23 protein-coding genes are annotated in these 23,081 nt (G+C 68.7%); 8 read left to right on the forward strand and 15 right to left on the reverse strand.

Annotated elements, in window-relative coordinates:
• The first annotated feature begins 32 nt into the window (after positions 1-32).
• From C8D87_RS26565 to C8D87_RS26580, 4 genes are all read left to right on the forward strand, one after another.
• Complete coding sequence (locus tag C8D87_RS26565; RefSeq protein WP_109632384.1) at positions 33-416, forward strand: YciI family protein; 384 nt, start codon at positions 33-35, stop codon at positions 414-416.
• Positions 413-1,690 (forward strand): RNA polymerase sigma factor, encoded by a 1,278-nt coding sequence (locus C8D87_RS26570; protein ID WP_112228797.1) that lies wholly within the window; start codon positions 413-415, stop codon positions 1,688-1,690. Before C8D87_RS26565 ends, C8D87_RS26570 begins: the two co-directional genes overlap by 4 nt.
• An 89-nt stretch (positions 1,691-1,779) precedes the next feature.
• Positions 1,780-2,772: a 2,3,4,5-tetrahydropyridine-2,6-dicarboxylate N-succinyltransferase gene (gene dapD / locus C8D87_RS26575; RefSeq protein ID WP_112228798.1), complete on the forward strand. Its 993-nt coding sequence runs from the start codon at positions 1,780-1,782 to the stop codon at positions 2,770-2,772.
• Between the two features lie 107 nt (positions 2,773-2,879).
• The gene (locus tag C8D87_RS26580) at positions 2,880-3,785 is read left to right on the forward strand and encodes a hypothetical protein (protein ID WP_146231412.1); all 906 of its coding nucleotides are present in this window, start codon (positions 2,880-2,882) and stop codon (positions 3,783-3,785) included.
• A gap of 3 nt (positions 3,786-3,788) precedes the next feature.
• Here C8D87_RS26580 and dapC read toward each other — a convergent pair whose 3' ends face one another.
• Both dapC and fdxA read right to left on the reverse strand, forming a co-directional pair.
• Positions 3,789-4,886 (reverse strand): succinyldiaminopimelate transaminase, encoded by a 1,098-nt coding sequence (gene dapC / locus C8D87_RS26585; protein WP_325049717.1) that lies wholly within the window; start codon positions 4,884-4,886, stop codon positions 3,789-3,791.
• The gene (gene fdxA, locus C8D87_RS26590; RefSeq protein ID WP_109632377.1) at positions 4,883-5,209 is read right to left on the reverse strand and encodes a ferredoxin; all 327 of its coding nucleotides are present in this window, start codon (positions 5,207-5,209) and stop codon (positions 4,883-4,885) included. The genes dapC and fdxA overlap by 4 nt, the downstream gene beginning before the upstream one ends.
• A 143-nt stretch (positions 5,210-5,352) precedes the next feature.
• Here fdxA and C8D87_RS26595 point away from each other — a divergent pair, with 143 nt between their 5' ends.
• Complete coding sequence (locus C8D87_RS26595) at positions 5,353-6,066, forward strand: GNAT family N-acetyltransferase (protein WP_233442296.1); 714 nt, start codon at positions 5,353-5,355, stop codon at positions 6,064-6,066.
• On the opposite strand, the gene C8D87_RS26600 is transcribed toward C8D87_RS26595, so the two are convergent.
• From C8D87_RS26600 to typA, 9 genes are all read right to left on the reverse strand, one after another.
• The gene (locus C8D87_RS26600; RefSeq protein ID WP_109632373.1) at positions 6,042-6,476 is read right to left on the reverse strand and encodes a hypothetical protein; all 435 of its coding nucleotides are present in this window, start codon (positions 6,474-6,476) and stop codon (positions 6,042-6,044) included. The two genes, C8D87_RS26595 and C8D87_RS26600, sit on opposite strands and share 25 nt — an antisense overlap.
• The gene (gene mshB, locus C8D87_RS26605; protein ID WP_112228800.1) at positions 6,466-7,302 is read right to left on the reverse strand and encodes an N-acetyl-1-D-myo-inositol-2-amino-2-deoxy-alpha-D-glucopyranoside deacetylase; all 837 of its coding nucleotides are present in this window, start codon (positions 7,300-7,302) and stop codon (positions 6,466-6,468) included. The genes C8D87_RS26600 and mshB overlap by 11 nt, the downstream gene beginning before the upstream one ends.
• A gap of 190 nt (positions 7,303-7,492) precedes the next feature.
• Positions 7,493-8,485: an ABC transporter ATP-binding protein gene (locus tag C8D87_RS26610; RefSeq protein WP_112228801.1), complete on the reverse strand. Its 993-nt coding sequence runs from the start codon at positions 8,483-8,485 to the stop codon at positions 7,493-7,495.
• Positions 8,482-9,645, reverse strand: coding sequence for an ABC transporter ATP-binding protein (locus C8D87_RS26615; RefSeq protein ID WP_112228802.1), 1,164 nt, complete (start codon positions 9,643-9,645; stop codon positions 8,482-8,484). The genes C8D87_RS26610 and C8D87_RS26615 overlap by 4 nt, the downstream gene beginning before the upstream one ends.
• The gene (locus tag C8D87_RS26620) at positions 9,645-10,544 is read right to left on the reverse strand and encodes an ABC transporter permease (protein WP_233442335.1); all 900 of its coding nucleotides are present in this window, start codon (positions 10,542-10,544) and stop codon (positions 9,645-9,647) included. The genes C8D87_RS26615 and C8D87_RS26620 overlap by 1 nt, the downstream gene beginning before the upstream one ends.
• 25 nt (positions 10,545-10,569) lie before the next feature.
• Complete coding sequence (locus C8D87_RS26625) at positions 10,570-11,568, reverse strand: ABC transporter permease (RefSeq protein ID WP_109632362.1); 999 nt, start codon at positions 11,566-11,568, stop codon at positions 10,570-10,572.
• Positions 11,569-11,662: 94 nt separating this feature from the next.
• Positions 11,663-13,441 (reverse strand): ABC transporter family substrate-binding protein, encoded by a 1,779-nt coding sequence (locus tag C8D87_RS26630; protein WP_112229042.1) that lies wholly within the window; start codon positions 13,439-13,441, stop codon positions 11,663-11,665.
• Between the two features lie 301 nt (positions 13,442-13,742).
• Positions 13,743-15,407: an ABC transporter family substrate-binding protein gene (locus C8D87_RS26635; RefSeq protein WP_112228804.1), complete on the reverse strand. Its 1,665-nt coding sequence runs from the start codon at positions 15,405-15,407 to the stop codon at positions 13,743-13,745.
• A 325-nt stretch (positions 15,408-15,732) separates the two neighbouring features.
• Positions 15,733-17,628, reverse strand: a complete 1,896-nt coding sequence (gene typA, locus C8D87_RS26640; RefSeq protein ID WP_109632357.1) for a translational GTPase TypA — start codon at positions 17,626-17,628, stop codon at positions 15,733-15,735.
• Positions 17,629-17,793: 165 nt separating this feature from the next.
• Between typA and C8D87_RS46195 the strand changes: the two genes are divergently transcribed.
• Complete coding sequence (locus C8D87_RS46195) at positions 17,794-17,937, forward strand: hypothetical protein (protein WP_170154674.1); 144 nt, start codon at positions 17,794-17,796, stop codon at positions 17,935-17,937.
• Complete coding sequence (locus C8D87_RS26645; RefSeq protein WP_112228805.1) at positions 17,934-18,830, forward strand: S41 family peptidase; 897 nt, start codon at positions 17,934-17,936, stop codon at positions 18,828-18,830. Before C8D87_RS46195 ends, C8D87_RS26645 begins: the two co-directional genes overlap by 4 nt.
• On the opposite strand, the gene C8D87_RS26650 is transcribed toward C8D87_RS26645, so the two are convergent.
• Positions 18,827-19,129 (reverse strand): YciI family protein, encoded by a 303-nt coding sequence (locus tag C8D87_RS26650; protein WP_109632353.1) that lies wholly within the window; start codon positions 19,127-19,129, stop codon positions 18,827-18,829. The two genes, C8D87_RS26645 and C8D87_RS26650, sit on opposite strands and share 4 nt — an antisense overlap.
• A gap of 168 nt (positions 19,130-19,297) precedes the next feature.
• On the opposite strand from C8D87_RS26650, the gene trpS reads away from it, so the two are divergent.
• On the forward strand, positions 19,298-20,221 hold the full coding sequence (gene trpS, locus C8D87_RS26655) for a tryptophan--tRNA ligase (protein WP_109633231.1): 924 nt from the start codon (positions 19,298-19,300) through the stop codon (positions 20,219-20,221).
• Here the strand turns inward: trpS and C8D87_RS47960 are convergent.
• The 3 genes from C8D87_RS47960 to C8D87_RS26670 are packed head-to-tail and all read right to left on the reverse strand — an operon-like array spanning position 20,214 to position 22,966.
• Positions 20,214-20,987 (reverse strand): (deoxy)nucleoside triphosphate pyrophosphohydrolase, encoded by a 774-nt coding sequence (locus C8D87_RS47960; RefSeq protein WP_233439209.1) that lies wholly within the window; start codon positions 20,985-20,987, stop codon positions 20,214-20,216. The genes trpS and C8D87_RS47960 overlap by 8 nt on opposite strands.
• 9 nt (positions 20,988-20,996) lie before the next feature.
• Positions 20,997-22,256 (reverse strand): sensor histidine kinase, encoded by a 1,260-nt coding sequence (locus C8D87_RS26665; protein WP_109632351.1) that lies wholly within the window; start codon positions 22,254-22,256, stop codon positions 20,997-20,999.
• On the reverse strand, positions 22,253-22,966 hold the full coding sequence (locus C8D87_RS26670; RefSeq protein ID WP_170154752.1) for a response regulator transcription factor: 714 nt from the start codon (positions 22,964-22,966) through the stop codon (positions 22,253-22,255). Before C8D87_RS26670 ends, C8D87_RS26665 begins: the two co-directional genes overlap by 4 nt.
• Between the last annotated feature and the right edge of the window lie 115 nt (positions 22,967-23,081).

Raw genomic sequence — 23,081 nt, forward strand, 5'->3', positions numbered from 1 at the left:
TTGCCCGAGACGATCGACGAAGAGGAACCATCGTGAAGTACCTGCTGCTCAGCTACACCCCGGCCGCCGCGTGGGACGCCGGCACCGCCGACACTCCGTCCGAGGAGGCGCTGGCCGCCTTCGCCGTCTACCAGAAGTTCGAACAGGAACTGCGTGAGACCGGTGAGTTCGTCAGCAGCGAAGGACTCGGCCACCCCGCGGTCAGCACCACGATCCACAAGAGCGCGGACGGCGTGGTGGCGACCGACGGGCCCTTCGCCGAGCTCAAGGAGGTCCTGGCGAGCTTCGCCGTGATCGACGTCGCGAGCCACGAGCGCGCGGTCCAGATCGGCGCGCGCATCGTCGAGGCACTGGGTGAGCCCATCGAGATCCGCCCGATCATGGGCGACGACTTCGGCGGGGGCTTCACCGCGTGAACGGCGGCGCCCCCACCATCGAGCACCTGCTGCGCACCGAGGCGCCGCAGGTGCTCGGCGCGCTGGTGCGGCGCTTCGGCCAGTTCGACATCGCAGAGGACGCGGTGCAGGAGGCGTTGCTCGCCGCGAGCCGGACGTGGCCTGCCGACGGGGTGCCGGAGAACCCGCGCAGCTGGCTCATCCGCATCGGCTACCGCAAGATGGTCGACCTGCTCCGCTCCGAGCAGGCCCGGCGCAGGCGCGAACAGGAAACCGGCCTGGCCGAGCTGGCCATGCGCGAACCAGCCCGTGACGCGGGCCCGCCACCGAACGTCGACGACAGCCTCACGCTGCTGCTGCTCTGCTGCCACCCCGCGCTCAGCCCCACGTCCCAGGTGGCGCTCACGCTGCGCGCGGTGGGTGGCCTGGCGACCGCCGAGATCGCCCACGCCTACGGCACCACCGAGAGCACCATGGGCACGCGGATCAGCCGTGCCAAACAACAGCTGGCCCGCGCGGGCGCTCGCTTCACCCCGCCCGGCGCCGACGACCGGGACAGCCGGATCACCGCGGTCACCCGGGTGCTCTACCTGATCTTCAACGAGGGCTACACCACCTCGTCCGGCGACCGGCTCACCCGCGTCGACCTGACCCAGGAGGCGATCCGGCTCACCCGCATGCTCCGCGCCACCCTGCCCGCCGACGACGCGATGACCGCCGAGGTGACCGGCCTGCTCGCGCTGATGCTGCTCACCGAGGCACGACACGCCGCCCGCACGGGCGACGACGGTGAACTCGTGCCGTTGGAGGAACAGGACCGGACGCGGTGGAATCGCGACCTGATCCGAGAAGGCACCGAGCTGATCGACAGCGTCTGGCCACTGCGCCGGCTCGGCCCGTACCAGATCCAGGCGGCGATCGCGGCCCTGCACGCCACCGCCCCGTCTCCGGAGCAGACCGACTGGCCGCAGATCGCCGGGCTCTACCTGTGGCTCGAACGGCTCACGCCCACCGCTCCCGTGCGACTCAGCCGAGTCGTCGCGGTGGCCCAGGCCTACGGCCCGGAACGAGGCCTCGCGCTGCTCGACGACCTCAACCGCGCCCACCACCTGGACCAGAACCCGCTGACGCACCAACGCGAACGCGCCGTCCGCGCGCACCTGCTCCAGATGACCGGCAACACCACGGGCGCCGCGGCCTTCTACCGCCAGGCGGCCACCCTCACCGACAACCACGTCGAACAGCGGTACCTCCACGACAAGGCCGACCACCTCGACCCGCCGGATCGCCGATGAAGCCGCCACATCGCTCAGTTCCGTGACAGAGGGGCAGCGCCCCCGGCGCCACCCACCAACCCGAACCCACCCGACTAGGCTGCACCACCGTGAGCACCGCATACGGCATCGGCTTGGCCACAGTGACCCCGGACGGCACCGTCCTCGACACCTGGTATCCGTCCCCAGCCCTCACCGACGCACCGGCGGAGGTAGCCGCCGAGGTGGCAGCAGAGGCGGTAGGCCTGGCCACCACCCGCCTGTCGTCCGCGGAGATCGCGGAAGCCCTCGGCGAGTCCGCCGCCAAGCTCCTGGGCGAGGACCCGGAGCGCAACGTCGAGATCGTGGGCGTGAAGGTCACCATCGACCTGACCACCGCCCCACGAGACACCTACGACGTCTGGCTGCGACTCCACCTGCTCAGCCACCGCCAGATCCGGCCCCACGGCGCCAACCTGGACGGCCTCTTCGGCCTCCTGACCAACGTCGTCTGGACCAACCACGGCCCGTGCGCGGTGGACGGCTTCGAACAGACCCGGATCCGCCTCCGCACCAGGGGTCCGGTCACCGTCTACGGCGTCGACAAGTTCCCGAGGATGGTCGACTACGTGGTCCCGTCCGGCGTCCGCATCGCCGACGCCGACCGGGTCCGCCTGGGCGCCCACCTGGCCCCCGGCACGACGGTCATGCACGAGGGCTTCGTCAACTTCAACGCCGGCACCCTGGGCAGCAGCATGGTCGAGGGCCGCATCTCGGGCGGCGTGGTCGTGGGAGACGGCTCCGACGTCGGCGGCGGCGCCTCGATCATGGGCACCCTCAGCGGCGGCGGCAAGCAGGTCATCAGCGTCGGTGAACGCTGCCTCCTGGGCGCCAACGCGGGCCTCGGCATCTCCCTCGGCGACGACTGCGTGGTCGAGGCGGGCCTCTACCTCACCGCGGGCACCAAGGTCACCCTCCCGGACGGCGAGGTCGTCAAGGCACTGACCCTCAGCGGCCAGAACAACCTGCTCTTCATCAGGGACTCGGTCACCGGCAAGGTCCTGGTCAAGCCGCGCAAGGGCACCGGCGTCGAGCTGAACGCCGCGCTGCACGCGAACGACTGAGCAACGCGCTTCCGGACTGAGCAGGGAGGAAACTCGGTGTCTGGGGCCCGGTCTGCCGAGGCAGGCTGGGCCCGTGCCGTTCTGATGGCTGTCGCGGGGAGGTGCACGTGCTGAAGCAGCGGATCGAGCTGAACGCTCGCGCCGCGATCGAACGTGCCCTGGAGGGGGCGCAGTCCGAGGACTCCTTCGTGGAGTTCAAGACCCAGTGGCCGGTCGACCACGGCAAGGCCGCCAGGCAGATCGCCGCGCTGTGCAACGCCGCGCGCGGGTCGGAGGCCATGTGGGTCGTCGGCGTCGACGAGAAGGGCCGGCACGTCAAGGGCGCGCTGGCCGAGGAGCTGTCGAGCTGGTGGCCGCGGGTCGAGAGCCACTTCGACGGGGTCGCGCCCGGCCTCACCACGGTGGCGTTCGACTGGGCACCTGGCAGGACAGTCGTGGTTCTCAGCCTCCAGACCGACAACGCCCCGTACGTCTTCGTCACGAAGAAGGAGCCCTACAGCAGGGAAATCCCGTGGCGCTCGGGCGAACGCACGCGAAGTGCCCGCCGCGGCGAGGTGCTGGAACTGCTGGTGCCCAAGCTGGACATGCCCGGCTGGGAGTTCGTCAGCGCGCGAGCGACGCTCAGCCAGCACTCGCCGACGCTGCGGTTCGAGGGCGATCTCTACCTGGAGACGAACCAGCCGCTGTCGCTGCCCCACCACCGCTGCCACTCGTACGCGACGTACGGGCTGGACAGCGAGACGGTCGACCTGGCGTTCAGCTTCCGCACGAACACCCGGGACGTGCGCGCGGTCGAGCGCGTCGTGCGGGTTGCGGAACCGGCCGTGCTCCACGTCAGCGCGGACGCCGACGTGGAGCTGGACGCGTTTCAGGACCTGTGGGACCTGCACTGGCACCTGGTGCTGGGGCTCGGCCTGAGCGGCGACTCGATCAGCACGAGCGTCCGGCTCACGACGGACGCGGTGCCGCCGAACCAGTTCACCCGCCGGGTGTGGTCGGCCCTCAAGCCCTGAAAATCAGGCGCTGAGACGCTCGACGGCCGCCGCGATCCGCTCGTCGGTGGCCGTGAGGGCGATCCGCACGTGCTGGACGCCCGCCGGCCCGTAGAACGTGCCGGGAGCGGCGAGGATGCCGCGGTCGGCCAGCCAGGAGATCGTCTCCCAGGCGTCCTCACCGCGCGACGACCACAGGTACAGCCCGGCCTCGGAGTGCGTCACGGTGAACCCTGCCGCCTCCAGGGCGGGCTTCAGCACCTCGCGCCGCGCGAGATAGCGGGCACGCTGCTCGGCCACGTGAGCGTCGTCCTCGAGCGCCGCGCGCATGGCTTCCTGCACCGGCCGCGGCACGATCATGCCCGCGTGCTTGCGAAGCTCCAGCAAACCCGAGATCAGCTCGGGGTCACCGGTGATGAACCCGGCCCGGTACCCCGCAAGCGAGGACGACTTCGACAGCGAGTGCACGGCGAGCACCCCGTCGAAGGAGTCCACAACGGACGGATGCAGCACCGACACCGGCGAGGCGTCCCACGGCAGCGCCAGGTAGCACTCGTCGGAGGCCACCACCGCGCCGAGCTCACGCGCCGCGGCGACGGCGTCACGCAGCTGCTGAGCCGACAGCACGCGGCCGGTCGGGTTCGACGGCGAGTTCAGCCACACGAGCTTCGTGCCGGCGGGCGGCAGCTCCCCGTCGGCCAGCCGCACGACCTCGGCACCCGCCAGCAGCGCGCCCACCTCGTAGGTCGGGTACGCCACGGAGGGCACGGCCACGATGTCGCCGGGACCGACGCCGAGCAGCGTCGGCAGCCACGCCACGAGCTCCTTGGAGCCGATCGTGGGCAGCACGGCCTCAGGCGACAGCCCGACGATGCCGAAGCGGCGTTCAACGGCGGCGACGAAGGCCGCACGCAGCTCAGGGGTGCCGTGGGTGGTCGGGTAGCCGGGAATGTCGGCGACCGACCGCAGAGCGGACTGGATCACCGCGGGAACCGGGTCGACGGGCGTGCCGACGGACAGGTCGACCACGCCGCCGGGGTGCTTGCGCGCCTTGGCGGCGTGGTCGGCCAGCGAGTCCCACGGGAAGTCCGGCAGAGCCGGTCCCCTGCGCGTGAGGATCAATGCCCTTCGGCCTGCGGCTCGAGGGCCTTGATGAACTGCGGGTCGTTGCTCACCTTGCCGACCTTCGAGGCGCCACCGGGCGAGCCGAGCTCATCGAAGAAGTCCGCGTTCGCCTTGGTGTAGTCCTTCCACTCGTCGGGGACGTCGTCCTCGTAGTAGATGGCTTCCACCGGGCACACGGGCTCGCACGCGCCACAGTCCACGCACTCGTCGGGGTGGATGTAGAGCATCCGGTCGCCTTCGTAGATGCAGTCGACGGGGCACTCTTCGATGCACGCCTTGTCGAGCACGTCCACGCACGGCTGGGCGATCACATAGGTCACTGCGCTCTCCAACTTCCTCTGGTCCACACCGCGCAAGCCGGAGAGTACGCGGCACGTTCGAGTATCACCCGGTCAGGCTTGCCTTAGCTGCACGGTGTGCCACGTCACAACACCTGTTGGGACAGGATGAACGGGTGCACACCGTGGATCACCTGGAATCGCTCTGCGCGCGAGCATGGCCCGTCCTGGCACAAGTTCCGCTCGGAGACTGGTCGATGCGCGCGGCCGCGGGCTTCACCGGGCGTGCCAACAGCACGTTGACCTGCGGCGATCCTGGTGTTCCAGTGCCGGACGCACTGGCTGTCGTCAAGGGGTTCGCGAGCGAGCACGGCATCAAACCCGCGGCGCACGTTGTCAACGGCTCAGCGCACGAACAAGCGATCGCGGACGCGGGCTGGCACGTCGATCTCGATCATCCCGGCGGCGCGGAGTCGCTGGTGATGACGGGCCTGCTGGAAAAGTTCGCCGAGGGCGAAGCCGGAAGTCATGATCTTCCCGGATGGTGGGAACTGACGGCGGGATCCGAGGTCTCCGCCGCCCAGCGGCACGTGCTCGGCAGCGGCGAGAACGTCTGCTTCGCGAGCATCAGCGAGAACGGAACGGTCGTCGCGGCCGTCCGCGGCGCCGTCGTCGAGGACTTGCTGCACGTCGCCCGGCTCGCCGTGCGGCCGTCACACCGCCGCAAGGGACTGGCGAGGCAGCTGATGGGTGAGCTGGCGGGCTGGGGTCTGCGGCAGGGCGCCACGACGTGCGCGCTGCAGGTCGCCGAGCACAACGAGCCGGCGATCCGGCTCTACTCCGAGCTCGGCTGCACCGAGCACCACCGCTACCGCTACTGGGTGCCCGCGGTGTCGTAGAGGCCCGGCCGGTTGGCCGCGTTGCGCGCCATCACGGCACCCACGGCCACGGCACCCGTCAGCGCACCGCCCGCGAGCAGCAGCAGGCCGCGCCAGTCCTGCAGCAGCAGGACGGGGGTGCCCGCGGCGTGCCCCGGCTCGAAGTAGCCGAACCACATCAGCGTGAAGAACCACACCAGCAACGGGGACGCGGCGGTCAGGACCCGTTCGGACAGCGAGGCCGCCCACGACACCAGCAGAGGTGTGGTGAAGGCGGCCACCGCGATCATGATGGGGAACGGCCAGTCCCGCAGCTCCGGCAGCAGCGTGCCGTCGAAGCGCAGGGGCAGGAACATCGTTTCCAGCACGGCGAGCACTGCCGCCTCGACGCACAGAAGCAGCAGGAACACGACTCGCCAGCTACCGGTCACCCAGTCCTCCGAACAGATCTGTGGCCGCGCCCTCCGCCGAACCCTTCGCGAGCACGTAGTACTCACCGCCGACCAGCGGCTGGGCGATGTTGTTCGACAGCGCGTAGCCGCTGTCCCACACACTGACCTGCGTCGAGTGTGCGCGCAACGCCCGGCGCTTCGCCGTCAGGTGCTCGGACACGTCGATCACGGTGGTGATCTCCTCGTCCGGCGTCACCGGCAGCTCACCGGGCTCTGGCAGCCGGAACGACTCCGGCACGTTCTCCATCGCCTGCACGCCTGTGGCCGTGGCGTCGCGGGACGTCACCGCGTAGAAGACCCGCTCGACGTCGGAAACCTGGGCGCACGCGGCCACGGTGATCTCGTGCGCGCGGATGTGGTCCGGGTGGCCGTAGCCGCCGAACGCGTCGTAGCTGACGACGACCTGAGGCTTGACCTCGCGCAGGATCTCGACCAGCTGGGCGGTCTGCTCTTCCAGCGAACCCTGGACGAACGCGCGCGGGTGCGCGTTGGACGGCACGTCGACCATGCCGGAGTCGCGCCACCGGCCGATGCCGCCGAGGAATCTGTGGTCGGTCACGCCGAGTGCGGCGCAGGCTGATCTCAGCTCGCCCACCCGGTACCCGCCCAGCTGGTCGGCTGCGTCGGCGGCGAGGTGCGCCAGCGCGGGCGGGATGATCTCGCCCTCTTCCCCCAGCGTGCAGGTGACGACAGTGACGTGCGCGCCGGCCGAGGCGTAGCGCGCGATGGTGCCGCCCGTCCAGAGACTCTCGTCGTCCGGGTGGGCGTGCACGAAGAGCAACCGTGGTGGGGCAGTCAGCGTCACCGGAAAAGGGTAAAGCGGTGTTAATCGCCCCTGCTCCGCAGGGGCGGCGAGATAGCCGGGAAGTCGGTCATCCGGCCGAATCGCTCATGCCGAATCGCCGAATTCGGCATGAGCGGTTGACCGGATGACCGACGCGATCTCGCGATCCGGCGTCAGCCACCCGGTCTCTGCTCTCGGCACGCCGATCGCGTCACACCATCGAGCGTTCCTCTGCGAAGTGGCACGCGGACAGCGTTCCGTCCGGCGCACCCCGCAGTTCCAGCTTCGGTTCCTCGGTGGCGCAGATGTCCTGGGCCTTCCAGCAGCGGGTGCGGAACCGGCAGCCCGACGGCGGGTTGACCGGCGACGGCACGTCACCGGTCAGCACGATCCGCTGACGCTTGCGCTCCTGCTTGGGATCCGGCATCGGCACCGCGGACAGCAACGCCTGCGTGTACGGGTGCATCGGCCGGTTGTAGATGGCCTCGCGCTCGCCCATCTCGATGATCTTGCCGAGGTACATCACCGCGACTCGGTCGGAGATGTGCCGCACCACCGAGAGGTCGTGCGCGACGAACAGGTACGCGAGCCCGAGCCGATCCTGCAGCTCCTCCAGCAGGTTCACGACACCGGCCTGCACCGAGACGTCCAAAGCGGACACCGGCTCGTCCAGCACCAGGAACCGCGGGTTCAGCGCGAGCGCCCGCGCGATGCCGATGCGCTGCCGCTGACCGCCGGAGAACTCGTGCGGATAACGGTTGCGGTGCTCGGGGTTGAGACCCACGAGCTCCAGCAACTCGTTGACCCTGCGCTGCACGCCACCTTCCACACCGTGGATCCGCAACGGTTCCGCGATGATGTCGTTGACCTGCCACTTGGGGTTCAGCGACGCGTACGGGTCCTGGAAGACGATCTGGATGTCCTTGCGCAACGGCCGCAACTGCTTGGTGCTCATGGCCGTGAGCTCACGGCCCTCGAACTTCACCGAGCCCGATGTCGGCTTGTGCAGCTGCAGGATCGCGCGCCCCGTCGTGGACTTGCCGCAGCCGGACTCGCCGACCAGGCCGAGCGTCTCGCCGGGGTTCAGCGAGAACGAGACCCCGGACACGGCCTGCACCGTGCCGACGTTGCGCGGGATGATCCCCTTGCCCCGCACGGGGAACTCCTTGACGAGGTCGGTGACCTCCAGCAGTGGCGCGGTCACTTCGCCTCCTCATCCGTGAGCAGAGACCCGTGCACGGCGGTCACTTCGAGCGACTCGTCGGGGTTGGCCGCGGCGAACACCGCCGGGTTCTCCACCGTGCCGATCTCGTCGTGCAGGAACAGCTTCTGCGGCTGGTCGATCGTCGCCAGGTGCTCCCACCGGTGGCAGCGCGACGTGTGGTTCGGCAGGCCGGCCTGTTCGAGCTCCGGCTCCCACTCGTGGCACACGTCGATGACGAGCGGGCAGCGCGGCGAGAACGAGCACCCGGTCGGCAGATTCACGAGCGACGGCGGCGCGCCCTTGATCGGGGTGAGCCGCTTGCCCAAAGTGGACGGATTCGGGACGGAACCCAGAAGTCCTACGGTGTAAGGCATCCGGGGCCGTTCGAAGACGTCGTCGACCGGGCCGGACTCGACCACGGTGCCGCCGTACATCACCTGCACGCGGTTGACCATGCCCGCGACCACGCCGAGGTCGTGCGTGATCATGACGATCGCCGCGTCGGTCTCGGACTGCAGTCGCAGCATGGTGTCGAGGATCTGCGCCTGCACCGTCACGTCGAGCGCGGTGGTCGGCTCGTCCGCGATGATCACGCTGGGGTCGTTGATGATCGCCATCGCGATGACCACGCGCTGCCGCATGCCGCCGGAGAACTCGTGCGGGTACTGGGCCGCGCGCTTGTCCGGCTGCGGGATGCCGACCAGCTCCAGCGCCTCGACCGCCTTGGCCCACGCCGCCTTCTTCGAGACGTCGTGGTGCGCGCGGTAGGTCTCGGCGAGCTGCCACCCCACGGTGTAGACGGGGTTCAGCGACGTCATCGGGTCCTGGAAGATCATCGAGATGTGCTTGCTGCGGAACGGCTGCATCTGCTTGTAGGTGCGGCCGTTCAGCTCCTCACCGCGATAGCGGATCGAGCCCTCGATGATCGCGTTCTTGGGCAGCAGACCCATGATCGCCATGGAGGACACCGACTTGCCGGAGCCCGACTCGCCGACGATCCCCAGCACGTCGCCGGGGTTGAGGTCGAACGAGACGTTGCGCACGGCGCGGACGTCGCCGTCGTCGGTCGGGAACGTGACCGACAGGTCCTTGACGGAGAGCAGCGGCGCGGTGGTGCCGGAGGACAGGAAGTCCTCCGACAGTTCGGAAACACTCGTCATCAGGCACGCACCTTCGTCTGCCTCGGGTCGAACGCGTCGCGCAGGCCGTCACCGATGAAGTTGACGGCGAGGGAGAGCGACACGAGCACGATGAACGGACCCCAGAACAGCCACGGCCGGTTCAGGAACTGCCCGTAGTTCTCCAGCACGATCACGCCGAGCGACGTGTCCGGGGGCTGAACTCCCAGACCCAGGAACGAAAGCGCGGCCTCGGTGAGCACCGCGGCGGCGATCGCCAGCGTGGCGTTGACCGTGATGCTGCCGATCATGTTCGGCACCAGGTGCTTGAAGATGATGCGCGGCGTGGAAGCGCCACAGGCCCGTGCGGCCTCGATGAACTCCCGCTGTGCCAGGGAAAGCGTCTCACCGCGGGTGATGCGGGCGATCTGCATCCAGGCGAACGCAGCGAGCACGAGCGCGACGACGTACCAGCTGCCGGAGAACCCCTTGACGACGATCGCGGCGACCGCGATCTGCGGGATGATCAGCAGCAGGTCCACCAGACGCATGAGCGCCGTGTCCACGAAGCCGCGCAGATATCCGGCCAGAGCACCGAAAGTCACGCCGATGGCGGTCGCGAGCGCGGCCACGATCAACGCGATCTGCAGCGAGTAGCCGGTGCCGCGCATGAGCAGCGCCAGCATGTCCTTGCCGACCTGGGTGGTGCCGAGCGGGTGGGTGCCGCTCATCGGCTGGTAGGACCTGCTGGACACGTCCTCGTAGTCGTAGGTCCAGATGAACGGGCCGACGAACGCGAACAGGACCAGGAAGACGAAGACGCCGAGGCTCACCATCGCGAGCCGGTGGCGCAGGAAGCGCTGCAGGACGAGCTGGCCCTGCGTGCGGGTCTTGGTGGCGTCGAACTCGTGCGAGCCGGACTGGGGAGCGCTGTTCACCACGCCGCCCTCGGACGCCAAGTTGATGTTAGCCAAGGCGAATCCTAGGGTCGAGGATGCCGTACACGACGTCGGCGATCAGGTTGAACAGCACGATCAGGGTCGCGGTGACCGCGAGCCAGCCCATCAGCATCGGCGGGTCGAACTGCCGCACGGAGTTCACCAGCAGCGTGCCCATGCCGGACCAGCCGAACACCGTCTCGGTGATGATCGCGCCGGACAGCACGGCACCGAAGTTCAGCGAGAACAGCGTGGCGACGGGGATGAGCGCGTTGCGGAACGCGTGCCGGAAGATCACGCGGCCCTGCGAGATGCCCTTCGACCGCGCCGTGCGCACGAAGTCCGAGTGCAGGATCTCCAGCATCGAGGCCCGTTCGAACCGGCTGTACGCGGCGAAGCTGATCAGCATCAGCGCGATCGTCGGCAGCAGGAACGTGCCGGTGTACTTGAAGATCACCTCACCGAAGCTGCCGGTGAAGCCACCCGGCCGCGGACCGGCGGTGGTGAGCCAGCGGTCCAGCCCCATCGACTCCAGGACGTTGTTGAACTGGATGCCGTAGTTCTTCACGATGACCGCGACACAGAAGATCGGCATCGAGAACATGAGGAACGCGGTGCTGGTGGCGAGGTAGTCGAAGATCGAGTACTGGCGCACGGCGGCGAGCACGCCGACCGAGACACCCAGGGTGAGCGCGAGGAGTTCGGCACCGATGACGAGCCGTCCGGTGGTCCACAGCGCGTCCGTGACGGCCGGGAAGACAGCGGTCTTGGCCTGACCGAGGGCGATGCTCTGGCCCCAGTCACCGGACAGGAAGTCGGTGAGCCAGTTCCAGTAGCGGACGACGACGGGCTTGTCCAAGCCGAGGGAGGCCTCGGCGGCCTTGATGTCGGCTTCGGTGACACCGGGCCGGAATCGCATCTCCGCCAAGGGGTTTCCGGCGGAGGCGACGAGGACGTAACAGGCGAAGCTGCCGATCAGCAGGATGGGTATGGAGATCAGCAGGCGCCGGATGATGTAGCGGATCACGGGCGGGCTCCTAGGGGGCAACCCGGCTCGGGCGGGGCCGGACTCGTGGTCCGGCCCCGCCCGGTCAGGCGTTGCGCACTTCAGCTATGGCGATTTACTTGGTCTGCCACTCGTTGGCGTTCCAAAGCGCGCCGTAGTAGCTCTGGAAGTACACGCGGTCGAGTCCCTTGAAGGCCCACATGTTCGGCATCTGGAACAGCGGCAGCGAGAGGTACTCGCCGGCCAGCGCGTCGTCCGCTTCCTGCCAGTACTTCAGCGAGTCGGCGATCGCCGTCTGCGAAACCGCCTGCTTCAGAGCCGCGTCGGCCTTCGGCACGCTCCAGTTGGACCAGTTCTGGCCACCACCGGTCTCGTAGATCGACTTCTTGCCGCTCTTGAACGGCGGCGACGACCACGCGAACAGGGCGACCTCGTAGTCACCGGCGGAGACGCGCTCGTCGAGGAAGTTCGGGTCGGTGTCGTCCTTGACCTCGATGCCGGCTTCCTTGCACTGGCCCTGGATCAGCTCGACGGTCTGCTTGCGGCGCGGGATGTCGGTGTGGCTGATCTTGAAGGAGGCGCGCTGGCCGTCCTTCGCGAACACACCGTCGGCACCCTGCGTCCAGCCGGCGTCGGACAGGATCTTCTTGGCCTCGGTCGCGTCGCCCTTCGCCTTGTCGGCGTAGAGGTCCTTGTAGCCCTCGTCCTTCGGGAAGAAGATCAGGCTGCCCAGCGGCTTGGCGTCGGACTGAACCTCGGTGATGAGCTTGTCGATGATGTCCTGGCGCTTGACGCACATGAAGAACGCCTTGCGGATCTCAGCCTTCGACAGCACCGGGTGCTTCATCTGGATGTCGAGGTGCTCGAACGACAGGCCGGGGCCGGCGCCGAACGTGACGCCCTGAGCGCTGAGGCCCTTGAGCTTCGTGGCCGCGTTCGCGTCGGGCTGGGCCATGGAGTTGACGGCGACCTCGCCGTTCTCCAGCGCCTGCGCCTGCGCGATCGGGTCCGGGATCGCCTTCAGGGTGATCTTCTCGGGACCACCGGCCTTGCCGACCCACTTGGGGTTGCGCTCCAGCGTCACCGACTGGTTCGGCTCGAAGCCGGTCAGCATGTACGGACCCGCAGAGGGCATCAGGTCCTTGGTGAAGCCGTTCCACTTCTCGTTCCAGAAGTCGGCGGCCTTCGTCAGCTCGTCCGCGCTGCTGGACGCGGTGAGCTTGGTGACGTCGGCGATGCCCGTCTGCTTCTCGAGGATGTGCGCCGGCAGGACGTCGTTGTTGTACAGGCTCTCGTAGTCCGGGTACGGCTCCTTGAAGGTGCCGACGAACGTCTGGTCGTCCTTGCACTCACCGGTCATCAGGTCGTACCCGGTGGCGCTGGCCGGCTTGAAGAACTTGGTGCCGTCGGCCTTCTTGGCGGAGTTGCTCTGCGTGAACCACGCCAGGTAGAAGTCGTCGCAGTCCCAGGCCTCGCCGTCGGACCAGCTGACGCCCTTCTTCAGCTTCCAGGTCACGACCTGCGGAGACTTCGAGGTGACCTCGATCGACTCCATGACGTCCTTGTTCAGGATGACCTTGTTGTTGCCGTTCGTGATGTGCGCACCCGGCTGCACGAGAACCAGCGCGAACGTGTTGTAGGACTGGTTCGCGTCCTCGGTCGCGTTGTTGTACGAGGTGAACGGCTTGTCGCTCGACACGACGATCGGGCCGCTCTGCTTCGTCTCCGGCGCGGTGTAGCCGTCCGCGGACTCACCACGAGCGGTCGCCATCTCCGCGATGGTGGCGTCGCCACCATCGGCGTCGTTGCTACCACCACCGCCACCACAGGCACCCAGAACCAGAGACACGCTGGAAATCAGCGCGATCGCCGGAAGTGCTTTGGTTCTCCTCATCGACACGTGCCCTCCTAGCACTGGGCGGCCGTGGCCAGGTCGGCATGCACGCCCATAACCGTGATGTGCCATACGCGCCCCGAACCGGCACATCGTGGGCAGCACGGTAAGAACCTGGTGAGGGAGCGGTCACTACCTCGGAGGGCGATCGTGACCCAATGGAGACACCTCGTAGCGCGCCGCAATGGCCCGATTACCGGGCGAATGCGTTCGTTAACCGGGCGCGCAGAATTCTGTCAACGACAGCGGCCGAAAGTAGCAACGAGGCGACCGCCTCCGCAACGGGTTTTCCGCCCGCCGGCTACTTCTCGAGCCGCCGCCATTCGGGTGCTTCGCTCAGCACACCGGCCAGCGGCGCCCCGGTGTCGACCCCGGAGACCATTGTTGGCAGCACACCAAGAAGATCCACTACCTGGAACAGCGGCAACGCGACCGCCTGAGCCTGGATCTGCGGCTCGACCCGCGCGAGCACGTCGGCGAGGAGCGCCTTGCCGTTGAGCGCGGCCTCGATGTCGGGCTGGATCGCCGGGTCGCAGAACCCGGCGGGGTTCGCTGGAGTGGGCGTCCCGCCGTCCGGCGCGTCACCGGCACACCCGTACGCACTCGCGAGCCCGGCCGCCGAGTCACCGGCGTCGACACGCGGCACGACAGCGATGTCGACGTCCTTCTCGAGCAGCTGCTTGCTGAAGAGCTCCTCGGCTTTGGGCGTGACGACCTCGGAGTCGATCCCGCGCTCGGCCAGCTGCGCCTTGATCCGGTTCGCGAGCCCGACGTACGGCTCGTCCTTCTCGGGCGCGGCGATCTTCAGCCTGAGCGGCTTGCCGCCCTTCGCCCACGCGTTCTGCGCGTTCCTGACGTACCCGGCCTCGGCGAGCAACTGGTCGGCGGCCGCCGCGTTGAGCGTGTTGCCCTGGATCGTCGCGGTGTACCCGGTGCGACTGGGCGGCACCACGTAGGAGTCGGCCCGGTACTGGGCACTCGGCCCGCTCTGCGTGCCGGACGCGATGAGCGCGTCGCGGTCCAGCGCGGCGACGATCGCCTTCCTCGCTTTGACGTCCTTCAGCTGCTCACTGGCCGGTCTGAGGAGGACCTGGACAACCTCGTTGCGCGGCACCGGTTTCGTCGTGAGGTCCTTGATCGCCTTGAGCAGGTTGACGTCCGCGGCGTCGGCCCTGAGCAGAGCCGCCTGATTGTCGCCTTTGGACAGTGACTCGGCCATCGCGCTGTGCGTGGCCCTGCGGATCACGACCCGGTCGAGCGTGGTCGGCACCTCCCAGTACCGGTCACTGCGCTCCAGGACCACCTCACCGCGCGGTTCGTCCAGGGAGCGCACCTGGAACGGGCCTGCGGTGGCGGGGAAGCCGGTGCTCAGCACGTTCGACCACGTGCCGGGGGCGTCCTTGAGCAGGTGTGCCGGCAGGAGGTTGGCGAAGAGGGACCGCCAGCCGGGGAAGGGCTTGCCGAACACGACCTCGACGACCTTGCCGCCTTCTCTGGCGCTGATGTTGTTGATGAGCCGGTAACCCGCCGGATCCACAACACCGGGTTCGACGCGCATACGCTGCCACAGGTAGTAGAAGTCCTCGGCGGCGATGGGCGCGCTGTCCGACCAGCTCGCGTCCTTGCGGATCGTGTAGGTGACAGTGAACGGCTCGGCCTTGGTGACCTTGGCACTCACCATGAGGTTGCGGTCGAGCTGCGGCGCGCCATCGGGTCCGGGGCGGAACACGGACGGGAGCAGGAGGGAGCTCAACGCCGTGGTGATGGGGCTCTGCGCAGCCAGTGAGTGCGGGTTGTAGCCACCCGCCACGTCGTCCACACCGATCACGACCTCGGTGACCTTCGGCCCCGTCGTGGTGATGACCGGCGCCTCGGACTTCGGCACCAGAGGCGGAGGCGGCGCGTTCGTGCACGCCGCAGTGCCGCACAGGACGGCAGCAGCCAGCACTCCCCCGAGTCGCCTCATGGTCCTCACATTGCCAGAAGGGTGATGGTGGCGTTCGGGCAACCCAGGTTTTGTCACCCGCGCCACTTGTGGGACGTGCCCGGGTGGTGGCGGGTTGCTCGCACAGTGGGTAGTACGGCCCACCTGGGCGGGTGGTTCGGGGGTGGGGTCGGCTGGTTTTGAGCGCCCGAAACTCGGGCGGTTTGGCGGGTCGGCGCCTTGCGGCCGGCGTGGGAGCGTCGCCGTGGCGGGTGCTCGCCACCCCAACCACCCCGGACACGACGAAGGGCGACCAGGCCGTGGCCCAGCCGCCCCTGTCAGGCGTTACGTCAGTTCAGCGCGTGAATCAGCCGCGCTGCTTCAGCCGCGACCGCTCGCGACCCCGCAGGTTCGCGTCCAGCGTCACCTTGCGGACGCGGACGACCTCCGGCGCCACCTCCACGCACTCGTCGGAGGCGCAGAACTCGAGCGCCTCCTCCAGCGAGAGCTTGCGGGGGCGGGCCAGGGTTTCCATCACGTCGGCCGTCGAGGAGCGCATGTTCGTGAGCTTCTTCTCACGGCAGACGTTGACGTCGAGGTCCTCGGCGCGCGGGTTCTCGCCCACGACCATGCCCTCGTAGGTGTCGGCGCCCGGCTCCACGAAGAACGTGCCGCGGTCCGCCAGCTGGATCATGGCGTAGGCGGTGATGGAGCCCGCGCGGTCGGCCACCAGGGAGCCGTTGTGGCGGGTGCGGATCTCGCCCGCCCACGGGCCGTAGCCCTCGGAGACGGCGTTGGCGATGCCGGTGCCGCGGGTTTCGGTCAGGAACTCGGTGCGGAAGCCGATGAGGCCCCGGGACGGCACCACGTAGTCCAGCTTGATGCGGCCCGAGCCGTGGCCCGACATGTTCTCCATGCGGCCCTTGCGGTTGGCGAGGAGCTGCGTGACGGCGCCGAGGTGCTCCTCGGGGCAGTCGACGGAGAGGCGCTCGAACGGCTCGTGGATCTTGCCGTCGACGGTGCGGGTGACGACCTGGGGCTTGCCCACGGTCAGCTCGAAGCCCTCGCGGCGCATCTGCTCGACCAGGATGGCCAGCGCCAGCTCGCCGCGGCCCTGGACCTCCCAGGTGTCCGGGCGCTCGGTCGGGAGGACGCGCACGGACACGTTGCCGACGAGCTCGGAGTCGAGACGCGACTTCAGCAGCCGGGCGGTGAGCTTGGTGCCGCCGTTGCGACCGGCCAGGGGTGAGGTGTTCACGCCGACGGTCATCGAGATGGCGGGCTGGTCGACGGTGATCCGCGGCAGGGCCTCGGGTGCGTCGGCGTCGGCGAGGGTGTCGCCGATCGTGATCTCCGGAATGCCGGCGATGGCGACCAGGTCGCCCGCGTGGGCGACCTCGGCGGGGATGCGCTCGAGGGCCTCGGTGATCAGCAGCTCGGTGATGCGGACCTTGACCGGCTCGCCGTCCTCACGGCACCAGGCGACGGTCTCGCCCTTGCGCAGCGTGCCGCGGTGGACGCGGCACAGCGCGATGCGGCCGAGGAACGTCGAGGCGTCGAGGTTCGTGACCAGGGCCTGCAGCGGGCCGTCCACGTCGACCGTGGGGGCCGGGATGTGGTCGAGCAGCACCTGGAACAGGGTGTCGAGGTTCTCCTCGTCCGGCAGGCCGCCGTCCTCCGGCTGGTTCAGCGAGGCACGGCCGGCGCGCGCCGAGGCGTAGACGACCGGCAGGTCCAGCACGGACTCGTCGGCGCCGACCTCGGTGGCGAGGTCCAGCAGCAGGTCGTGAGCCTCGTCGACGACCTCGGAGATCCGGGCGTCGGGGCGGTCGACCTTGTTGACCAGCAGGATCACCGGCAGACCGGCGGCCAGCGTCTTGCGCAGGACGAACCGGGTCTGGGGCAGCGGGCCTTCGGAGGCGTCGACGAGCAGGACGACACCGTCCACCATCGACAGCGCGCGCTCGACCTCACCACCGAAGTCGGCGTGGCCGGGGGTGTCGACGACGTTGATGATCACGTCACCGTCCGGCGTGTGCCTGCGCACAGCCGTGTTCTTGGCGAGGATCGTGATGCCCTTCTCACGCTCGAGCTCGCCGGAGTCCATGACCCGGTCGACGAGCTCGGCACGCGCGGAGAAGGCGCCGGACTGGCGCAGCATGGCGTCGACCAGCGTGGTCTTGCCGTGGTCGACGTGCGCGACGATCGCGACATTGCGCAGGTCAGTGCGCGTCTGAAGGGCAGGCGCGGTGGCCGTGGGCACGCAGAACTCCTAGAGCTTCGAAGGCGTTGGAGGGGCTCGCGCCGGACACGTCAATGCGCACAGCCGTACACCAGAGTACCGGCCGCGTCGGCATTACCACACAAGAGTGCTAGTGAAGTGAGCCTCACCTACTCTAGCGACACGTGCCGGAGTGGAGTGCAACCAGTGGGTAAGAAGCTCAAGAAGAAGTGCTGCCGGTCGAAGCCGCAGTGCAAGCGGTGCCCGGTTCCGTTCCTGCTCAAGGAGCGTGACAAGGCCCGCAAGAAGGCTGCGAAGAAGGCGGCCAAGGCGGCGAAGAAGGCCGCGTGATCAGGTATGTCCTCCTGGTCCTGCTGCTGTTGAGCACGGGCGTCGGAGAGCCCGTCTCACCGGCTCGCAGCTACCTCGACACCGCCCTCGACCTGCTCCAGCAGCACTCGATGGAGAGCTCCGCGGCCGACTGGCCGCGGTTGCGTGCTGAAGCTCACCGTGCTGGCGACGCCCACGACGCGATCCGGTGGGTGATCGGTGAGCTCGGCAACCCGCACACCGTCCTGCGCACCTCACCCGGCGGCGGCCCTCCGCCCTCCATCCGCGAGGTCCCCGGCGTCCGGATGATCGGCTCCACCGCCTACTTGAAACTGCCGCAGACCTCTTCGGACAACGGCGAGACGTACGTCGAGTCCGGCCGGTACCTGCTGCGCGACCTCCTCGCCGCACGACCGTCGGGCTGGGTCGTCGACCTGCGCGGCAACCACGGCGGCGACATGCACCCGATGCTCACCGTGGTCGCGCCGCTGCTCGGCGAGGGCAAGACGGGTTCGTTCGTGCACCCGGACGGCACCACGACGGACTGGGGCATCCGCGACGGCCACGTCCACGACGGCGAGAGGATCTGGTTTCCGCAGGTGGAGATGCCTCCTGCGGTCAACGGCCCGGTCGCCGTGCTGATCGACGGCGGGACCGCGAGCTCGGGGGAAGCCGTGCTGCTCGCGTTCACGGGCGCCGACCGCACGCGCAGCTTCGGCGAGCCGACCGCCGGTTACGCGACGTCCAACGAGCTGTTCCTGCTGCCCGACGGCGCGCGGCTCGCGATCACCACCGCGTACATGGCAGATCGCACCGGCAGGACGTACGGCAACACCCCGATCGCCCCGCAGACGCTCGTGGACAGCGACGAAGCGCTCGACGCGGCGATCGAGTGGCTTGCCGAACAGACCTAGTGCTGCAGCACGGCCTCGTTCAGCTTCATGAGCTCAGGCGCCGTCCGCGTCGCCTCGAACTCGCAGATCTCGTACTTCACGAGCTTCTGCTCCGCCCACGGGTCCGTGGCGAGCAGCGCTTCGAGCTTGCCGCGGGGCATGGGCCGCGTGATGATCACGCCGCCGGTCCTCGGCACCTGACGCCCTGAGGCGAGGAACAAACCCCGCTCGTACTGCTTCTCGACCCACGCTCGGTGGTCGGGCAGGGCGTAGTCGATCTGTTCCAGTGGCGCGGCGTACTTCAGCAGCACGATGAACATCCTCCAACGGTAGTCCTATACTCGTGATCGTGCGCACTCTGAACGCCTTCTGGTGGGCCGCCTTCAGGCGGCCGGAGTAGCTGTGCGCTAAAGCGAACACAGGCCGCCCGACACGGGCGGCTTTTTTGTGCGTTCGTCCGGGCGGTCCTTCACGAAGGGACCATGACCATGATCCGTTTGTCCGCCATCACCCCGTCGGGCCAGGTTCACCTGGGCAACTACCTCGGGGCGCTGCGCACCTGGGCCCGCGAGGGCACCCAGGACGACGTGTACTTCATCAGCGACCTGCACGCGATGACGTCGTCGCACAATCCGCAACGCCTCCGATCGATGACGCGCGAGCAGCTCGCCGTTCTCGTCGCGTCAGGCATCGACCCGGCGAGCGTGTGCGTGCAGAGCGACCTGATCCGCGAGCTGGGAGCCCTCAACTGGGTCCTGGAGTGCACCTGCACGTACGGCGAGGCCGCGCGCATGATCCAGTTCAAGGAGAAGTCGCTCGGCCGTGACTCCGTGCGCCTCAGCCTGCTCACCTACCCGGTGCTGATGGCCGCGGACATCCTGCTGCAGGGCACCGCGGAGGTCCCGGTCGGCGAGGACCAGCTCCAGCACGTCGAACTGGCCCGTGCCCTCGCCCGCCGCTTCAACAACGCGTACGGCGAGGCTTTCGTCGTCCCGACGGCCGTGGTCCCGAAGGTGGGCGCCCGCATCAAGGACCTTTCCGACCCCACGCGCAAGATGGACAAGTCCGCGCAGAACTCCACGGGTGTCGTGTTCGTCCTCGACGACCCGGACCTGGTGCGGCGCAAGGTCCGCCGCGCAGTCTCGTCCACCGAGGGCATCGCGAACCTGACCGAGATCCTCGCCTCCTGCACCGGCAAGGACCCGGAGGACTACACGAGCAGGTTCGCCGACCTCAAGAACGTCGTGGCCGAAGCCGTCATCGAGGAACTGCGTCCGGTCCGCGACCGCACGCTGGAACTCCTCGCCGACCCGGCGGAACTGGACCGCATCCGCTCCTCCGGCGCCGACCGGGCCCGCGACCGCGCCCAGCACCGCCTGAACGCGGCCCTGCGCCTCTCCGGACTCATGTGATGAGCTGCTGAAGGGCAGGCACCAGCACCCGGTCGGCCGGCAACCAGTCCACGCCGGGCAGCTCGCCGGCGGTGAGCCACCGGACAGCGTTGTGCTCCAACGCTTCCGGCTCACCGCCGCCGAGCTGAGCCGCGTAGATCCGCAAGATCATGTCCTTCTTCAACGGCACGTCCGGCCCGACCTGCTCGCCGACCACGACCGGCACGCCGAGCTCTTCCACGCACTCCCGCGCCAGCGCCTCTTCCGGCTTCTCGCCGTCCTCCACCCGCCCGCCGGGCAGTTCCCACTGCCCCGCATGACTTTCGGGATAGGCCCGCTGCTGCGCCAGCAACCGTCCATCCCGGACGATCGCGGCCCCGACCACGACCCCGGCCTCGCCCAGCTCCCGGCACCGCTCCGCCAGCAACGCCGACCGCTTCTCCAGCACCCGCAGGGCCATCCCGCGCCCGACGGTGACGTCGGCGAACCGCCCGACCATCCCGCCCACCGTCGTCCACGCGACCCGGTCGACCACCATCGTCCCGGCCCCGGTGACCACGAGATCCGTGTGCAGCTCCAGGAAGTCCCCCGCCGCCGACACACCGGACAGATCAGCCCGCGTCACCGTCAACTTGACCCCGAACGGCCCGGTGAGCACGTCCCCGAGGCACAACAGCGCGCCAGGCACCTTCACCCCGAACCCGGTGATCAGCGAGGTCTCCAACAGGGCACCGGCAACAGCGGCAACAGGTGCGTCGACCAGCGCCGACGCTCGCAACTCTGGCACCTGCGCTGCCTACCAGGACGGCCAGCGAATCTCCAAACGCGCACCACCAGCAGGTGACTCAGCGGCCCGGACCGACCCGTCCCGCCGCTGCACCAGATGCGCCACCAGCGCCAGCCCGAGGCCAAATCCACCCGACCGCCGTCCACGGTCCTCCTCAACCCGGTAGAACCGGTCGAACACCTTGGCCCGATGCTCAACGGGAATCCCGTGCCCGTCGTCGTCCACCAGCAGCCGCACGTCCCGCCCCACCGGCGCCAGCGTCACGGTGATCGTCGAGTACGCATACCGAGCCGCGTTCCGCATCAGGTTGTCCAGCACCAGCTCGACCTCGGACCGGCTGGCCCTGACCAGACAGGCCGACGGCGGCGCGTTCAACCGCACCAGCAACTCGGTGTCGAGCCGCCCGATGGCCGCCTCGGCCTCCAGCACCAGGTCCACGGCCTCAGCCCGAGGCGGCGCCCCCGTGTCCGCCCGAGCCAGGATCAACAGCGAGTCCACCAGCGCACTGAGCCGGATCGACTCCTCGACCACCGACTCCAGCACCTCGATCGAGAAGTCAGGATCCGGATGCGCCACCGCAACCTCGGCCTGCGCCCGCACAGAAGCCACCGGCGACCTCAACTCGTGCGCCGCATCCCCCGTGAACCGCCGCAACCGATCCGAAGCCTCATCCCGCCGGGCCAGCAACGCGTTGAGCGCCTCGGCCAACGCCTGCAGCTCGTCCCGGGAAGGCGGCACCGGCAACCGCTCCCCGTGCGGCAGCTCCCCAGCCGCCACCCGCATCCGCTCCACCGGCCGCAACGACGACCGCACCGCCAACCACGTGGCGATCCCCACCAGCCCGGCCACCAGGACCGCCGCCACAGCCAGCCACCGAGTCCCCAGCGTGTTGGCCTTCTCGTACCCCAGCAAGGTGCTCCCGAACACCTCGAGCCGAGGCGTCCCGTCCCCTCCGAACACCACCCGCCCCCGCCACCGCTGCGCCGACTCCCCTTCGAGCCGCAGCACGGGTTCCCCGGACTTCAACATCCGAATGTCCTGAGCCGTCAACGGAAGCGGCGGCCCTCCGTCCACCGGCACCCCGGACACGTCCAGCAACCGAGGCTCGGCCTTGGCCAGCTCCTGGTCCACCGCCGTGATCTGGATGAGCCCGATCAGGGCGGGCGCCAGCCCGGTGAACGCCAGCAAACACAACAAGGCCACCCCGGTGGCCACCACGGTGATCCGGAAGCGCAACGTGCGCCGCAACCACCAGCGGCGAGGACTCACTTGTTCCCCAACGCACTGTCGAGGTCCGGAGTGGACGCGATGTACCCGTGCCCCCGTACGGTCCGCACAACCTCCCCAGCTCCCACAGCCTCCAGCTTGCGCCTGAGGTACCCGACATACACCTCAACCGCATTCCGCGTAGCAGCCTGCTCGTCCCCCCAAACAGCCCGCAACAACTCGTCCTTGGTGACCACCGACCCGGCGCGCGACGCCAGCACGTCCAGCACCGCGTACTCCCGAGGACTCAACGAAACATCCGTCCCAGCCCAACTGACTTCCCTGAGCCCCCGATCAATGACGAGCTCCCCCAGCGTCAGCTTCCGCCGAGCCCCACCCCCACGCCGCAACAGCGCCCGAACCTGAGCCACCAGCACCACAAAGCTGAACGGCTTCACGAGATACCCATCGGCCCCGAGATCCAGCCCGTCAGCCTGGTCGATCTCCCCGTCCTTGGCCGACACCATCAACACGGGCGTCCGCACCCCATCGGCCCGCATCCGCTGCAACACCCGATACCCCGACAGCCCAGGCAACATGATGTCCAGCAACACGACGTCAAAAGCCCCGGTCAACGCCACCCTCAACGCAGTGGGCCCATCAGAGGCCGTAACGACCTCCATACCTTCAGCCGCCAGCCCACGCTCCAACGCCCGGCGCACGCCGACTTCGTCGTCCACGACCAGCACTCGAGGCTTCACACCGCACAGCATGCCGCTCCGAGCCTCGTCCCGCCCGCAAGATCTCAGCCGACTCTCAGCAACCACCCCACCACCCCAGATCTCTCGCGAAGCCGCAGGCGAGCAAAGGCGACGGCGGAGGCGAGCT

The organism is Lentzea atacamensis (assembly GCF_003269295.1).
Classification (GTDB): domain Bacteria; phylum Actinomycetota; class Actinomycetes; order Mycobacteriales; family Pseudonocardiaceae; genus Lentzea; species Lentzea atacamensis.